Source organism: Sphingomonas qomolangmaensis (assembly GCF_024496245.1).
GTDB classification, from domain to species: Bacteria; Pseudomonadota; Alphaproteobacteria; order Sphingomonadales; family Sphingomonadaceae; genus Sphingomonas; species Sphingomonas qomolangmaensis.
Window position 1 is genome coordinate 1234449 of sequence record NZ_CP101740.1, and the last position, 15619, is coordinate 1250067.

Here is a 15619-nt window from a genome sequence, read left to right on the forward strand (position 1 = left end):
GATGAACACCCTTTCCCCCGCCGAACGCGCCGCGGTCGATCACGTCCATACCGAGCCGATGCGCGAGCAGGTCGAACGCTGGGTCGCGATCAACTCGGGCACGCGCAACCTTGCCGGCGTTGCCGCGATGGGCGCGGTGCTCGCCGATGCCTTTGCGGCGCTGCCCGGCGACCTCGCGATGGTCGCCGCCGCCCCGGTCGAACAGATCGACCCCGCGGGGGCGCTGGTCTCGCTCGACCACGCGCCGCACCTTCACCTAACCGTCCGCGCCGATGCGCCGGTGCAGATGCTTTTCACTGGGCACATGGACACCGTCTATCCGGTCGATCACCCGTTCCAGGCGATGCGCGTGTTGCCCGACGGCGCTTGGAACGGCCCCGGCGCTGCCGACATGAAAGGTGGGCTGGCGGTGATGCTGGCAGCGCTCAAGGCGGTCGAGGCGAGCCCGCTCGCGCTGCGGATCGGCTATGCGGTAGTGATCGGCTCGGACGAGGAAACCGGCTCTTTCTCCTCCGCCGCGCTGCTGGCAAAGGCGGCACGAGGCAAGGTCGCGGCGCTGACCTACGAACCTGCGCTGGCCGACGGCACGCTGGCGGGCGCGCGCGGCGGCACGGGCAATTTCTCGCTCATCGTCACCGGTCGCTCGGCGCATGCCGGTCGCAACCCCGATGACGGTCGCAACGCCGTCCTCGCCGCCGCCGACCTCGCGCTGCGGCTGGTCCGCGCGCGTCGCGCCGGGCTGTCGGTGAACCCCGCACGGATCGAGGGCGGCGGGCCGAACAACGTCGTCCCCGACCATGCGATCCTGCGCGTCAACTTCCGCCCAGCCGACGCTGCCGCGATCGCCGACGCGCAAAAGGCGCTCGACGTCGCGATCGCCGAAGTCGCGCTCGAACACGATGTCCGCATCGCGCTCCATGGCAGCTTCAATCGCCCGCCCAAGCCGATCGACCCGGCCGCCGAGGCATTGTTCGGGCTGGTCAAGCAGGCCGGCGCCGATCTCGGCATCCCGATCGCCTGGCGCGCCACCGGCGGGGTGTGCGATGGGAACAACATCGCGGCGTGCGGCGTCCCCGTCGTCGATACGATGGGGGTACGCGGCGGCGCGATCCATTCGCCCGACGAGTTCATGCTGCCCGAAAGTCTGGCCGAACGCGCCGCGCTCTCGGCGGTCACGATCCTGCGCATCGCCGAGCGAGGCCGGGCATGAGCTTCCGCATCCGCGCCGCAAGCGACAGCGACCTCCAGCCGCTCTATGAAATGGCCAAGCTGACCGGCGGCGGCTTCACCAATCTGCCCCCCGACAAGCCCGCGCTAAAGGCCAAGCTCGACCGCAGCCACGCCGCTTTCGCGCGCGATGACGACGCATTGCGCGACGACCTGTTCGTGCTGGTGCTCGAAAATGTCGAAACCGGCGACGTGCGCGGCACCTGCCAGATCTTCACCAAGGTCGGCGAACATTGGCCCTTCTACAGCTATCGGCTGGGCACGATCAGCAAGCACAGCCAGGAGCTCAACCGTACCTTCCGATCGGAAACGCTGAGCCTGGTCAACGACCTGGAAGGCGCGAGCGAGGTCGGCGGGCTGTTCCTCCACCCCGGCGAACGCGCCGGCGGCCTCGGCATGCTGCTCGCGCGCAGCCGCTATCTGTTCATCGCCGCGCACCGCGCGCGCTTCGCCGACCGCACGCTCGCCGAGCTTCGCGGGATCATCGACGAGGCCGGCGGGTCGCCCTTCTGGGACGGGGTGGCGGGCCGCTTCTTCGGCATGAGCTTCCAGCAGGCCGACGAATTCAACGCGACCCACGGCAACCAGTTCATCGCCGACCTGATGCCCAAGCATCCCATCTATATCGCGATGCTGAGCGAAAGCGCGCGCGCGACGATCGGGCTGCCGCATCCGAAGGGGCGCGCGGCGATGCGGATGCTCGAAAATGAAGGCTTCCAGTATGAAGGCTATGTCGACATTTTCGACGGCGGCCCGACAATGACCGCCAAGACCGACCAGATCCGCAGCGTCCGCGACGCGGTCGCGACGACGGTCGGCGGGATCGCCGACGATGGCGACCAGGCGCTGATCGCGACCGGGAAGCTGGCGGGCTTCCGCGCCGCCTATGGCCGGGTAGCGCGCGACCGTGATGCCACGCTGATCGACGCCGAGGCGGCCCAAGCCCTGGGGATCGGCACCGGCGACCCCATCCGATATGTAGCGCGATAGGAATGCCGATGCTGCGCGAGATCAATTTCGACGGGATCATCGGCCCGAGCCACAATTATGCCGGCCTAAGCCACGGCAACCTCGCGGCCACGCGCAATGCGGGCGGCACCTCGGCCCCGAAAGCGGCGGCGCTGCAGGGGCTGGCCAAGATGCGCGCGAACCTCGCGCTGGGACTGGTGCAGGGCATCCTGCTGCCGCACCGCCGGCCCGACCATGGCTGGCTGGCGACGCTCGCGACCGACTATGCTTCGGCCCCCGCGCACCTGCAGGCGCAGGCGCTGTCGGCCTCGGCGATGTGGGCGGCGAATGCGGCCACGGTCTCGCCCGCGCCCGACACCGCCGATGGCCGCTGCTACCTGACCGTCGCCAATCTGGTGACGATGCCGCATCGCAGCCACGAATGGCCGCAGACGCTGGCGCAGCTGCGGCTCGCCTTCGCGGACCCGGCGTTCGTGGTGCACGGCCCGATCCCGGCGCCGTTCGGCGACGAGGGCGCCGCCAACCATATGCGGCTTGCCCCCGCGCACGACACCCCCGGCGTCGAAGTCTTCGTCTATGGCGAGCGCGGCGGCCCCTTCCCCGCGCGCCAGCATCGCCAGGCGAGCACCAGCATCGCCGGCCACCACCGGCTGTCGCCACGCGCGACGATCTTCGCGCAGCAATCCGAAGCCGCGATCGCAGCGGGCGCGTTCCACAACGATGTCGTCGCGGTCGCCAACGAATCCGTCCTCTTCGCGCATGAGCAGGCGTTCGAGCATCGCGAGCAATTCCATGCCGAGCTTCGCGCCGCGCTGCCCGCGGTCGAGATCGTCGAGGTACCCGCGGCACGTGTAAGCCTGGCCGACGCCATCGCCTCCTATCTGTTCAACGCGCAGCTGGTGACGCTGCCCGGCGGCGGCGGCATGGCGCTGATCCTGCCGACCGAGGCGCGCGACACCCCCGCGGTGTGGGGCTGGCTGCAGGAACTGGTTGCGGGCAACGGGCCGATCCGGCGGCTCGAAGTGGTCGATGTCCGCGAATCGATGGCCAATGGCGGCGGGCCTGCCTGCCTGAGACTGCGGGTGGTTGCCGATCCGGCCACGATCGACCCACGATTCCTGGTCGACGAGGCAAAGCTCGCCGCGATCGAAGCCGTGGTACGCGACCATTGGCCCGAACACATCGCCCCCGATGCGATCGGCGACCCGGCATTGATCGCGACGATCGAGCGCGGCCACCGCGCGCTGCTCGAAGCGCTCGACCTTGTCGGGTTAATTGACAACTAACCAATTTACGCGGTCGCGATCCGCGCGTTTCGGGGATCGGCACGGTTCGTGCTAGGGCCTGGGCATGTTCCAGCGCATCGCCCGGTTGTTCGTCATCAAGACCAAGTTCGAGGCGTTTTTGGTGATCTATGGCCTCGGCGTCGGCTCGGTCGCGCGCGGGGTCGAATATCTTCACCAATATCCCGGCGTAGGCGGATGGCTGTTGTTTGGCGTGTGCCCGCTGGCGGTGTTCATCGCCGGCGGCGCTATCCTCGATTCGGTGGAACGCCGAAGCGAGGAATAACGCCGGCCAGGCCGCAAGCCGGGTTTCACGAATCCCGTTCGTTTCGAGCGAAGTCGAGAAACCTCAGGTCCCGTTGTCGGCGGTTTCTCGACTACGCTCGAAACGAACGGTTCAGGCGGCCAATCAGCGCTTCAGCCGCTCGGCGTGCCACGCGATGTGGTCGGCCATGAAGGTCTCGATGAAGTAATAGCTATGGTCGTACCCAGGCTGCATCCGCAGCGTCAGGTCGATCCCCGCCGCGGCGCAGGCCTCGCGCAGCAGTTCGGGCTTGAGCTGTTCGACCAGAAACTGGTCGGCATCGCCTTGATCGACCAGCAATGCATCGACCCGCGCGCCATCGGCGATCAGCGCGCACGCGTCATATGCACGCCACGCCGCCTTGTCGGGGCCGAGATACCCTCCCAGCGCCTTCTCGCCCCAGCCGCAGGCCAGCGGCGAGGCGATCGGCGCGAATGCCGAGATGCTGGCGAACCGCGCGGGGTTGCGAAGCCCGATCGTCAGCGCGCCATGCCCGCCCATCGAATGCCCGGTGATCGCCTGCCGCGCCATATCGGCCATCGGAAACTGCGCCGCGATCAACGCGGCCAGCTCGTCCTCGACATAGCTGCGCATCCGGAAATTGGCCGCCCAGGGCGCCTGCGTCGCATCGACATAGAAGCCCGCGCCCTTGCCGAAATCATAGCCCTCGTCGTCGGGAACGTCGTCACCGCGCGGCGAGGTATCGGGCGCGACGAAGATCACGCCATGCTCGGCGCAGGCGGCGCGAAACCCGCCCTTGTCAGTGACATTCGCATGGGTGCAGGTCAGCCCCGACAGGTACCAGACCACCGGCAGCTTCGCGCCCTCGGCATGCGGGGGCACATAGACCGAGAAGGTCATGTCGGTGCCCGTCGCCGAAGAAGCGTGGCGGTACACGCCCTGCGTGCCGCCGAACGCCGTGTTGGTCGAAATCGTCTCGATGCTCACGCCGCCGGACGATACAAAGCGCAGACCTTGTTGCCCGCCGGATCGCGCAGATAGGCGAGGTACAGCTTGCCGAACGCGTTCGACCGGAAGCCCGGCGCATCCTCGATCGGGGTACCGCCCGCCGCCACCCCCGCCGCGTGCCAGGCATCGACCGCTTCGGTCGACGGCGCGGCGAAGCCGACCGTCCCGCCATTGGCATGGCAGGCGGGCTCGCCGTCGATCGGCTTGCCCAGCAGGAACAGCCCGGTCGGCTGCATGTAGATCACGCGCCCCTTGTCGTCGCTGCGCCCGGGCTTGACCCCGAGCGCGCCGAGCGCGGCATCGTAGAACGCCTTCGACGCGTCGATATCGTCGGTGCCGAGCATCACATGGCTGAACATCGTCTTTCCCTCCTGAAGTTGACCGTCAATACACCACGACGCTGCGGATGCTCTCGCCCGCATGCATCAGATCGAACCCCTTGTTGATCTCGTCGAGGCTCAGGACGTGCGTGATCATCGGGTCGATCGCGATCTTGCCGTCCATGTACCAGTCGACGATCTTGGGAACGTCGGTGCGCCCGCGCGCGCCGCCGAAGGCGGTGCCGCGCCAGTTGCGCCCGGTGACCAGCTGGAACGGCCGCGTGCTGATCTCCTTGCCCGCCTCGGCGACGCCGATGATGATGCTGGTGCCCCAGCCGCGATGGCACGCCTCGAGCGCCTGGCGCATCACGTCGGTGTTGCCGGTGCAGTCGAAGGTATAGTCGGCACCGCCGTCGGTGAGCGCCACGAGATGCGCGACGATGTCGCCGCTAACGTCCTTGGGGTTCACGAAATGGGTCATGCCGAACTGGCGGCCCCATTCCTCGCGATCGGGATTGATGTCGACGCCGACGATCATCCCTGCGCCCGCCAGCCGCGCCCCCTGCAGCACGTTCAGCCCGATGCCGCCCAGGCCGAAGACGATCACGGTATCGCCGACTTGGACCTTGGCGGTGTTCACCACCGCGCCGACGCCGGTGGTAACCCCGCAGCCGATATAGCAGCTGGTCTTGAACGGCGCGTCGTCGCGGATTTTGGCGACCGCGATCTCGGGCAGCACGGTGAAGTTCGAAAAGGTCGAGCAGCCCATATAGTGATAGACCGGCTGGCCCTTGTGGCTGAACCGAGTCGTGCCGTCGGGCATCAGCCCTTTCCCCTGCGTCGCGCGGATGGCGGTGCAGAGGTTGGTCTTGCCGCTCAGGCACGACTTACACTGGCGGCATTCGGGGGTGTAGAGCGGGATGACATGATCGCCCGGCGCGACACTGGTCACCCCCGCGCCCACTTCGCGCACGATCCCTGCGCCCTCATGCCCGAGCACCGATGGGAACAGCCCCTCGCTGTCGAGCCCGTCGAGCGTGTAGGCATCGGTGTGACAGATGCCCGTCGCCATGATCTCGACCAGCACTTCGCCCGCTTTGGGGCCTTCCAGATCGAGCTCGACGATCTCCAGCGGCTGCTTCGCTTCGAATGCGACGGCGGCGCGGGTCTTCATTGGCTTTTGCTCCTGGGCGGTGTTGGCGTCGCGGTCCAAGTCGCCACCCAGCCGCCCCGCGTCAACCCCGCGTGCCGCCGGTATTTGACCGGCGGCGCGGCTGCGGTAGGATCGCGACCATGGCATCGAACGCAACCACCGCTCCCGCTCCCGACCTCCAGGCAGAGCGCAAGTCGCTCCGCATCCACGGCGTGATCGCGCGCGATCTGGGAATGTCGATCGTCACCGGGCACTATGCGCCGGGGGAAGTGCTCAATGGCGAGGTCGCCGCATCGGGCGACCTTCAGGTATCGCGCACCGCCTATCGCGAAGCCCTGCGCATTCTCGCCGCCAAGGGGCTGGTCGAATCGCGGCCCAAGACCGGCACGCGCGTATCGGCGCGCGCGAAATGGCATTTGCTCGACCCCGACGTGCTCTCATGGATTTTCGCGGTCGAGCCCGACGATTCGCTGCTCGAAAGCCTGTTCGAGCTTCGGCTCATCGTCGAGCCGCAGGCGGCGGGGCTGGCAGCTGCGCGCCGCACTGACGCGCATCTGGCGCAGATGCTGGCGGCGCTCGAGGGGATGACCGAACATACACTGGCGTCGGAGGCGGGGCAGCTGGCCGACCAGCATTTCCACGCGGCGTTGCTCGATGCCTCGGGCAATCCGTTCCTGGCGTCGCTGGCTAGTGGCGTCGGCGCGGCGGTTACCTGGACCACGGTGTTCAAGCAGCGCAACGAGCCGCTCCGCCGCGATCCGCTGCCCGAACATTGGCGGGTGTATGATGCTGTCTTGGCCGGTGATGCAGACGAAGCGCGGCGGGTGATGGCGGAACTGGTCGATATGGCGTTTCTCGACACGACGCGCGCGCTCGCGGCCAAGGATGACCTGCTCGTGCCATCCGAAGCCTGACCCCGCCCCCAAACCGGCGGGAACGGGGTCAGCGGTTCAATCGAGCGACTTGGTCACCTGGCTGCCCCACAAGGCGTAGAACAGGATGTACAGCTCGCACGCCGCGGTGAGCAGGAAAGACCATTGCAGGCCATATTCGTCGGCCAGCCAGCCCTGCACCACCACCAACGCGCCGCCGGCGATCGCCATGATCAGCAGCCCCGACCCTTCCTCGGTCAGCGGCCCGAGACCGCGGATGCCCAGCGTGAAGATCGTCGGGAACATGATCGAATGGAACAGCCCGACCAGGATCAGCGACCACATCGCGATGGGGCCGCTGGCGAACACCGTGACCAGCATCACCAGGAACGCGCCGATCGAGAACACCGCCAGCACCTTGGCGGCATCGAACTTCTGCATGATCAGCGATCCGGCGAAGCGGCCCACCATCATGCCCGCCCACAGGAAGGTCAGATAATGCCCGCCCTGTTCGGGGGTCAGGTTCGCGATGTCGGACTGGCCGACGAAATTGACGAACAGGTTGGCGACCCCGATCTCCGCGATCAGGTAGATGAAGATCGCGGGGATGCCCCATACCAGGTTGCGGTGGTGCCACAGCGAATGGTTGGCACGATCGGCCTTGGCCATCCGGTTGGTCGCCGAACCCATCGCCGGCAGCGGGAAGCGCGCGATGATCACCGCCAGCACCAGCAGCACGACGGCGACCAGCACATAGGGCAACACCACCGATTGCGCGTCGGCTAGCCGCTGCGCCGGGGTGAGCACCGTGCCCGCCTGCGACGTGCCGCCGACCGAGCGACCGAGGATCAGATACGCCCCGAACGACGGTGCCAGCATCGTGCCGAGCGAATTGAACGCCTGCACCAGGTTCAGCCGCGACGACGCGGTCTCGGGCGAGCCGACCACCGCGACATAGGGGTTGGCCGCGACCTGAAGCAGCGTGATCCCGCTCGCGATCACGAACAGTGCGAACAGCGTCACGCCATAGGACGGCATCCGCGCCGCGGGCACCATCAGCAGCGCACCCGCCGCCATGATCACCAGCCCGACGACCAGCGATTTCTGGTAGCCGATCCGTTCGATCAGCTTGGCCGAGGGGATCGAGGCGAAGAAATAGGCGATGAACCATACCGATTCGATCAGCGTCGTCTGGGTATAGTCGAGCTCGAACACGCTGCGCAGATGCGGCAGCAGCGTGTTGTTGATGACGGTGATGAACCCCCACATGAAGAACAGGCTGGCGAGCAGCGTCAGCGCCGAGCGATAGACCGGCGGGCCTGCGCTCATGCCCTGCCCCGTGGCGGCGGTTGCGGTTGGCGGTACCGCCATCTATCGGTTCCCAGCAATCGGGAGGGCGACGATCTGCATCCGAAATCCTCTCTTGATGGCGCCGGCCGCTTTGGAACCGATCGCTACGTATAATCAGACAAAGGACGGGTATTCGGCCAATCGCGCCGGTGCAAGCCGTCTTTGCCGATTGATCGACGCCGGACCCGAGGTTAAGTCTGAGTAATAATATTCGGAGAGGATCGCGAATGACGCTGACTTCCACCCTGCGCGGCGATGCCGCCCCAATCGGCGCGGTCTGAGGCGATGGCGATCCGCATCCTTCAGTTCCGCGATGGCGCGAGCCGCGCGGTGGCGATGCTCGACGACAGCGGCCCCGCACGCCGCGTCGACGATATCGCTTCGACCTATGATCTCGCCAAGGCCGCGCTGGCCGAGGGCGTGTCGCTCTCCGACGCCGCCACCGCGCGCGCGGGCGAAGCGATCGATATAGACGCGCTGCTCGCGCAAGGATCGCTGCTCGCGCCGATCGACCATCCCGATGCCGCGCATTGCTGGCTGACCGGCACCGGCCTCACCCATCTCGGCTCGGCCGAGGGGCGCAACAAGATGCACCAGGCCGCCGCCGGCGCCGCGGTCACCGATTCGATGCGGATGTTCCAGCTGGGGGTCGAAGGCGGCAAGCCCGCCGCCGGCACCCCCGGCGTCCAGCCCGAATGGTTCTACAAGGGCGACGGCAGCCATCTGCTTCCCACCGGCGCCGCGCTCCCCTCCCCCGCCTTCGCCGAGGACGGCAGCGAGGAGCCCGAGCTCGCGGGCATCTACATCATCGACGACGAGGGTCGCCCGCGCCGCCTAGGCTTCGCGCTCGCCAACGAATTTTCCGACCATATCGTCGAACGCGGCAATTATCTGTGGCTCGCGCATTCGAAGCTGCGCCACGCCGCGCTGGGCGCCGAGCTGCTGACCGGCGACCTGCCGCACGATGTGCGCGGCACCAGCCGGGTCGTCCGCGACGGCAGCACGATCTGGGAAAAGCCCTTCCTGTCGGGCGAGGCGAACATGTCGCACAGCATCGCCAATCTCGAGCATCACCACTTCAAATATGCGCTGTTCCGCCGGCCCGGCGACATCCATGTCCATTTCTACGGCACCGCGACGCTGTCATTCGCCGACGGGATCAAGACGCAGGATGGCGACCGGTTCGAGATCGAAGCCGCGCCCTTCCGCCTGCCGCTCGCCAACCCGCTGACCACCAGCGCACCCGAAACGATCGAGATCCTGCCCTTATGACCCGCCCAGTGACTCGGATAGCCATCGCCGGCATCGGCAAGATCGCCCGCGACCAGCATATCCCCTCGATCGCGGCGAACCCCGATTTCGACTTCGTCGCGGCGGTCACCGGGCACCAGGCCCCAGACGGCATCCCCGGCTTCCGCACCGTCGCCGAGATGATGGCCGCCGATCCTGGGGTCGAGGCCATTTCGATATGCACCCCGCCGCGCGGGCGGCTGGCACTGGTGCAGCAGGCGGTCGATCACGGGCTCGACGTCATGATCGAAAAGCCCCCCGCCGCGACCTTGTCCGAAGCGCAGGCGATCGTCGACACCGTCGCGAAGGCCGGCCGCGTGCTCTACGTCACCTGGCATTCGCGCGAGGCGGCTGCGGTCGAACCCGCGCGCGCCTGGCTCGAGGGCAAGACGATCCGCCGGGTCGAGGTGAACTGGAAGGAAGACGTCCGCGTCTGGCATCCGGGGCAGGCCTGGATCTGGGAGCCGGGGATCGGCGTGTTCGATCCCGGCATCAATGCGCTGTCGGTGATCACCCATATCCTGCCGCGCCCCCTGCTGCTCCAGCAGTCGGCGCTGCGCTACCCGTCGAACAAGCCGTCGCCGATCGCCGCCGACCTCCATTTCGAGGACAGCGCGGGCGTGCCCGTCGACGTGTTCTTCGATTTCGACCAGCGCGGGCCGCAGACCTGGGACATCGACATCGACACCGATGGCGGCCAGCTCAAATTATCGCTCGGTGCTTCGAAGATGGCGGTCGACGGCAACCCCGTCGACCTCGCCGACGACCCCGAATATGCCCGCCTCTATCGCCGCTTCGCGCAGCTATTGAAGACGCGGACCAGCGACACCGATCTCACCCCCTTCGCGCACGTCGCCGACGCCTATCTGCTCGGCCGGCGCAGCGAAGTCGGGGCGTTCGAGGAATGATCAACGGGGTGAGCCGCGCTCACCCCGCATAGAGGTTGGGCAGCAACCCCGTCGCGCCAGAGTCCACCTCGAACAACGCGCCCGCATGCGGCTCGTCCTCCTTGCCGTCGCGCGCCGAGGTCACGAACATCCGGTCGAGCTTCGGCCCCGCAAAGGTGATGTTGGTGATCTGGCTCGCGGGCAGCGCGATGTGGCGGTCGACCTTGCCCTCGGGGGTGAAGCGCGTGATCCGCGATCCGCCCCATAGCGCGACCCATAGCCCGCCCTCCGAATCGACCGTCATCCCGTCGGGATTGCCCCAGCCGGGCTGGTCGATCCGGATGAATACGCTGCGCGGCCCCGCCTCGCCATCGGCGAAGGGATAGCGGTAGATCAGCCCCTCGGTGGTGCTGTTGTGGTAGAGCCATTTGCCGTCGGGGCTGAACGCCGGGCCGTTGGTGACCGCATAGCCGCTGTCGATCTTGGTCAGGCTGCGATCGGCGCCGAGCCGATAGAAGCTGCCCACCGGCTGGTCGGCGCCCACCGGCATCGTTCCTGCCCAGATATTGCCCGCGGCATCGGCCTTGGCGTCGTTCAGCCGATTGTCGGGCATGCCGGGCTCGGGGCTCAATAGCGGGGTCAGCTTCATGTTGGCGAGGTCGAGCAGCTTGAAGCCGCTTTGCAGCCCGGCAACCAGCCCCGGCTGGTCGCGGCGTTCGATCACCCAGCCGATCCGCTCGGGCATGTGCCAGCGCGCGATATTGCCGTCGCTAAGCGACAGCCGGTTGAGCGCGTGCCCCGAGATATCGACCCAATAGACCGCCTGCTCGCGCGCCGACCAATAGGTGCCCTCGCCCAGGCGATCGCGCATCCCGCCACGCTCGACGATTTTCCAGGCTTCGGCCATTCGATTGTCTCTCCGTTCTTATCCGCCCGTGCTTATCCGAACGTCGCATCACCCAGATGGCGCCACGCAACCACCCGCTGATGCTGCTCGCCCAGCCCCGTTATGCCAAGCCGCATCGTATCGCCGGCCTTCAGGAAGATCGATTCGGGCTTCTGGCCCTCACCCACCCCCGGCGGGGTGCCGGTAATCAGCAGGTCGCCGGGATACAGCGTCACGTATCGGCTGACATAGGCGATGATCTCGGCCACCCCGAAGATCATCGTGCGGCTGTTGCCCGTCTGCATCCGCCGGCCGTTGACGTCGAGGAACAGGTCGAGGCCCTGCGGATCGCCGATCGCGTCGGGGGTCACCAGCCAGGGGCCGACGGGGCAGAAGCTGTCATGCCCCTTGCCCTTGCTCCATTGCGACCCGCGCTGCTTCTGGTTGAAGCGTTCGGACACGTCGTTGACGACGCAATAGCCCGCGACATGCGCCAGCGCATCGGCCTGCTCGACATAGCGGCAGGTCTTGCCGATCACGACGCCCAGCTCGACCTCCCAGTCGGTATGCGTCGAATCCTGAGGCAGCATCACCTCGTCGTTCGGTCCGGTGAGCGCCGACAGCGCCTTCATGAACATCGCCGGCTCGGTCGGGATCGGCAGCCCCGATTCGATCGCGTGATCCTCGTAGTTCAGCCCGACCGCGACGATCTTGCCGATTCCGGCGACGGGAACGCCGAGCCGCGGCTCGCCCTCGACCAGCGGCAGCGTCGCCGGATCGATCGAAAGCCCGGCGATCGCCGCGGGGGTGATGTCGTCGATGATTCGGCTGAGGTCGCGCAGCGCGCCGGCAGCGTCGATCAATCCGGGCTGTTCCGACCCGCGCGGGCCGAAGCGACAGAATTTCATGGGGGAATCCTCAAGGTGGTGCTGGGTGCAAGCGCCGACCCTAGCCGCTTCCGAAGCGACATACAAAAACCCCGCCAAGTCGCTGACCTGGCGGGGTTTCCGTATCTTGGTGCGCCCGGAACGATTCGAACGTCCGACCCTCAGATTCGTAGTCTGATGCTCTATCCAGCTGAGCTACGGGCGCTTGGGAGAGGCGCTAATATAAGGGGATTGCTGACTGCGCAAGCCCGTTGCGTCGGTTTAATTGCAGGCATAGAGCCGAGGCCATGTTGCACCGCCTCCTGCTCGCCGCCTTCGTCACCCTGGTGGGCGGGTGCGCCGCCCCCGATGGTGACTATCCCTCGCTGCTGCCGCGACCGATCGAGCAGACCAGCTTCGCCGAGCCCGACCGCCCGGTCCCCGAAGCCGCCGCCGATCCGGCGCTTGAGGTGAAGCTCGCCGAACAGGCCGAAGCGCTCGCGAGCGCGGGGGCGGCCTTCGACCGCGCTGCTGCCGAAGCCGAACGGTTAGGCCGCACGGCGCGCGGCGCGGCCACCGGCTCCGAACCCTGGATCGCCGCGCAGGTCGCGCTCAGCGGGCTCGACGCGCTGCGCGGTGCTACCAGCGAGGCGCTGACCGACATCGAGCGAATCGCGATCGATCGCGCCGCGCAGGGGCTGTCAGCCTATCCCGAACTCCAGCGCCTGCTCGAACGCGCGCAGGCGCAAAACCGCGCGCAGATCGATCGGATCGACGCGATCGAAGCCGGCGTCCAGCCCGCGGGCTAGCGAATGATGCCAATACCCTGATCCGTTCGTGCTGAGCCTGTCGAAGCACTGCCCTTTCTTCGCGTCCGATCGGCAAAAGGAGAACGGTCCTTAGACAAGCTCAGGACGAACGGTTGAGGCGCGGATCGCACTAGCGTCATCGCGCGAGGTCGAGAAACGCTAGCCGCTCAAAACTCGTCGAGCGGGCTGCGCATTACCGGGACGATCGAGGCATAATCGTCGGTCCACGCCTCGACCTTGCGGTTCGAGCGGATTTCCTCCCAAGCGCCCGCGCGCGACGCCAGCGCCGCCAGCGTCCCCGGATCCCGCGACAGCGCGATCCAGTCCGAATAGGTCGCCTCGGAATTGTCGAGCGCGCCCGGGCTGTACGACAGCTTCGCGCCATACCAGCCGCCGCCCTTCATCGTCGCGAACACCACCGGTTCGAGGTCGAGGAAGCGGTTCGAGATATGCACCAGCAACAGCCCCTCGGGCGCCAGCGCACGCGAATAGGTCGCGAACGCCTCGCGCGTCATCAGATGCATCGGCACTGCGTCGGACGAAAACGCGTCGAGTACCAGCAGGTCGAGGCTGTTCGGCTGTTGCGCGGCGATCGACAGCCGGGCGTCGCCCAGCGCGATATCGGCATCGGGTAGGCAATCGCGCAGGAAGCTGAACTTGCCCGAATCGCGCGCCAGGCCGATCACCGTCGGGTCGATCTCGTAGAAGCGCCAGCGCTGCCCCGGCCGCGCGTAGCAAGCGAGGGTGCCAGTCCCCAGCCCCACCGCCCCCACCCGCGCCGCGGGGCCATAGAGTTCGTTCAGCGACTGCAGCGCCAGCCCGACGCCCGATCCAGGCATGTAATAGCTCGTCGCGGTCCGCCGAACGTTCGCATCGCCCAGGAATTGGGTGCCGTGCAGCGTCGTGCCGTGCGCCAGCGTGCGGATGCCCTGCGCGGGGTAATCGCGGATCGTATAGACGCCGAAGTAGCTCCGCGTCCGTACATCGCCCTCGATACTCAATTGCAGCGCGCGATAGCCGCCGAACAGGAACAGCGCGCCGGCGAGCACCACCACGAACGGAATTCTGGTGCCGACGGTCACCAACCCGATCACTGCAAGCGCCAGGAAGCCGATATTCTCGTGCTTGGGGCCCAGCACGTTGTTCGGATTGAACAGCCCTACATTGACGATGATCGCCACCAGCGCGATCACCCCCGCGGTCTTGACCCACACCGCGCCGCGATCGCCTTCCCACAGCCGCCCGATAACCGGAAGCAGGAACGCGCGCGGCGCCAGGATACCCGCGGCCAGGATCAGGATCGGATATTCATAGGTCCAGTCGAAGATCACCGGCGCGACCAGCCCGGCGAACACCCCGCCCAGCGCGCCGCCGATCGACATCGCCAGATAAAAGCTCGTCAGCCGGTCGGGCTCAGGCCGCAGCCGATACATCTGCGTATGCAGCGTCACCGCGACCATGAACAGCAGCACCAGCGCCAGCAGCGCGTTGAGGAAAGGATAATCCTGGCTCCCGCCGATCATCGCCCCGCCGAACAGCAGCACCACCACCGGCGCGAACAACGTCAGCGCATCGGCCACCCGCCGCCCGGTGGCGAACGCGACGGTGAAGCTCAGCAGGTACAGCCCCAGCGGCAGCACCCACAGCAAGGGCACCGCGACGATGTCGGTGGTCAGGAAGGTCGAGGTCGCCAGCATCAGCCCCGAGGGAACGAACGCCAGCACCACCCAATGCGCGAAGCGTCGCGCACCTGGCTTGGCGCTGGTCGGTAGCGCCGCTGCCGCTGCCGCACCGCGCGGCAGCTTCCACGCGCACAGCGCCACCAGCACGACCAGCAGCGCATAGCCCGCGCTCCACAACAGGCTCTGGCTCGACAGTGCCATGCTTGGCTCGACCAGCAGCGGATAGGCGATCAGCCCGCCGAAGCTGCCGACGTTCGATGCGGCATAGAGCGCATAGGGGTTCTGCGCGGGGGCCGACGCCGCGAACCAGCGCTGGAGCAGCGGCGCCTGCGCCGATACCGCGAAGAACAGCGGCCCGATCGACGCGCCGAGCAGCCAGGGCACCCAGATCGCGGGCTCGGCATCGGGCGGCGGATTGGCCTGCATCAACCCGATCGGCAGCCACAGGGCCGCGACCGCCAGCACGCCTAGATGGATCATCGCCTGCCGCTTGACGCTGACCCGCCCCAGCCAATGCGCATAGGCATAGCCGGCCAGCAGCAGCGCCTGGTACACCAGCATCGCCGAATTCCACACCGCCGGCGCGCCGCCCAGCCGTGGCAGCGCCATCCGCGCGATCATCGGCTGGACCAGAAACAGCAGGAACGATCCGGTAAGGATCGCGACGACGAACAGCGATCGGGCGCTGGCTCGCGGTGAAAGGTCCGGACCCGCCGCAGCGACATCCCCGACGGGTTGGGTGGTCATGCCTG

The 15619-nt window shown here is 67.3% G+C and carries 15 protein-coding genes and 1 tRNA gene; 8 read left to right on the forward strand and 8 right to left on the reverse strand.

The features are described 5' to 3' along the window. The first annotated feature begins 1 nt into the window (after position 1). From NMP03_RS05890 to NMP03_RS05905, 4 genes are all read left to right on the forward strand, one after another. The gene (locus NMP03_RS05890; protein WP_256507567.1) at positions 2–1210 is read left to right on the forward strand and encodes a hydrolase; all 1209 of its coding nucleotides are present in this window, start codon (positions 2–4) and stop codon (positions 1208–1210) included. Beyond that, complete coding sequence (locus NMP03_RS05895) at positions 1207–2217, forward strand: arginine N-succinyltransferase (RefSeq protein WP_256507568.1); 1011 nt, start codon at positions 1207–1209, stop codon at positions 2215–2217. Before NMP03_RS05890 ends, NMP03_RS05895 begins: the two co-directional genes overlap by 4 nt. A gap of 8 nt (positions 2218–2225) precedes the next feature. Next, positions 2226–3482: an N-succinylarginine dihydrolase gene (locus NMP03_RS05900; protein ID WP_256507569.1), complete on the forward strand. Its 1257-nt coding sequence runs from the start codon at positions 2226–2228 to the stop codon at positions 3480–3482. Positions 3483–3546: 64 nt separating this feature from the next. Continuing rightward, complete coding sequence (locus tag NMP03_RS05905; RefSeq protein WP_256507570.1) at positions 3547–3765, forward strand: hypothetical protein; 219 nt, start codon at positions 3547–3549, stop codon at positions 3763–3765. 123 nt (positions 3766–3888) lie between these two features. Here the strand turns inward: NMP03_RS05905 and fghA are convergent, their stop codons facing one another. Genes fghA through NMP03_RS05920 form a run of 3 tightly spaced genes read right to left on the reverse strand, consistent with a single transcriptional unit; the run spans position 3889 to position 6246 of the window. After that, positions 3889–4731: an S-formylglutathione hydrolase gene (gene fghA / locus NMP03_RS05910; RefSeq protein ID WP_256507571.1), complete on the reverse strand. Its 843-nt coding sequence runs from the start codon at positions 4729–4731 to the stop codon at positions 3889–3891. Beyond that, the gene (locus NMP03_RS05915; protein WP_256507572.1) at positions 4728–5111 is read right to left on the reverse strand and encodes a VOC family protein; all 384 of its coding nucleotides are present in this window, start codon (positions 5109–5111) and stop codon (positions 4728–4730) included. The genes fghA and NMP03_RS05915 overlap by 4 nt, the downstream gene beginning before the upstream one ends. Before the next feature lie 25 nt (positions 5112–5136). Then, positions 5137–6246 (reverse strand): S-(hydroxymethyl)glutathione dehydrogenase/class III alcohol dehydrogenase, encoded by a 1110-nt coding sequence (locus NMP03_RS05920; protein WP_256507573.1) that lies wholly within the window; start codon positions 6244–6246, stop codon positions 5137–5139. Between the two features lie 119 nt (positions 6247–6365). Between NMP03_RS05920 and NMP03_RS05925 the strand changes: the two genes are divergently transcribed. After that, positions 6366–7139 carry a FadR/GntR family transcriptional regulator gene (locus tag NMP03_RS05925; protein WP_256507574.1) on the forward strand — a complete coding sequence of 258 codons (774 nt, stop codon included), beginning with the start codon at positions 6366–6368 and terminating at the stop codon, positions 7137–7139. 36 nt (positions 7140–7175) lie between these two features. Here the strand turns inward: NMP03_RS05925 and NMP03_RS05930 are convergent, their stop codons facing one another. Continuing rightward, the gene (locus tag NMP03_RS05930; protein ID WP_256508032.1) at positions 7176–8426 is read right to left on the reverse strand and encodes a sugar MFS transporter; all 1251 of its coding nucleotides are present in this window, start codon (positions 8424–8426) and stop codon (positions 7176–7178) included. 276 nt (positions 8427–8702) lie between these two features. Here NMP03_RS05930 and araD1 point away from each other — a divergent pair, with 276 nt between their 5' ends. Beyond that, positions 8703–9719 carry an AraD1 family protein gene (araD1, locus tag NMP03_RS05935; protein ID WP_319937627.1) on the forward strand — a complete coding sequence of 339 codons (1017 nt, stop codon included), beginning with the start codon at positions 8703–8705 and terminating at the stop codon, positions 9717–9719. An 8-nt stretch (positions 9720–9727) separates the two neighbouring features. Beyond that, positions 9728–10645, forward strand: a complete 918-nt coding sequence (locus NMP03_RS05940) for a Gfo/Idh/MocA family protein (protein WP_319937628.1) — start codon at positions 9728–9730, stop codon at positions 10643–10645. 19 nt (positions 10646–10664) lie between these two features. Here the strand turns inward: NMP03_RS05940 and NMP03_RS05945 are convergent, their stop codons facing one another. From NMP03_RS05945 to NMP03_RS05955, 3 genes are all read right to left on the reverse strand, one after another. Beyond that, positions 10665–11531, reverse strand: coding sequence for an SMP-30/gluconolactonase/LRE family protein (locus NMP03_RS05945; RefSeq protein WP_256507576.1), 867 nt, complete (start codon positions 11529–11531; stop codon positions 10665–10667). Between the two features lie 32 nt (positions 11532–11563). Then, positions 11564–12418, reverse strand: a complete 855-nt coding sequence (locus NMP03_RS05950; protein WP_256507577.1) for a fumarylacetoacetate hydrolase family protein — start codon at positions 12416–12418, stop codon at positions 11564–11566. Positions 12419–12525: 107 nt separating this feature from the next. Then, a tRNA-Arg gene (locus tag NMP03_RS05955) sits at positions 12526–12602 on the reverse strand. A gap of 82 nt (positions 12603–12684) precedes the next feature. Between NMP03_RS05955 and NMP03_RS05960 the strand changes: the two genes are divergently transcribed. Continuing rightward, positions 12685–13185, forward strand: a complete 501-nt coding sequence (locus tag NMP03_RS05960; protein WP_256507578.1) for a hypothetical protein — start codon at positions 12685–12687, stop codon at positions 13183–13185. Positions 13186–13352: 167 nt separating this feature from the next. Here NMP03_RS05960 and NMP03_RS05965 read toward each other — a convergent pair whose 3' ends face one another. Further along, positions 13353–15614, reverse strand: a complete 2262-nt coding sequence (locus tag NMP03_RS05965; protein ID WP_256507579.1) for a fused MFS/spermidine synthase — start codon at positions 15612–15614, stop codon at positions 13353–13355. Positions 15615–15619: the final 5 nt, after the last annotated feature.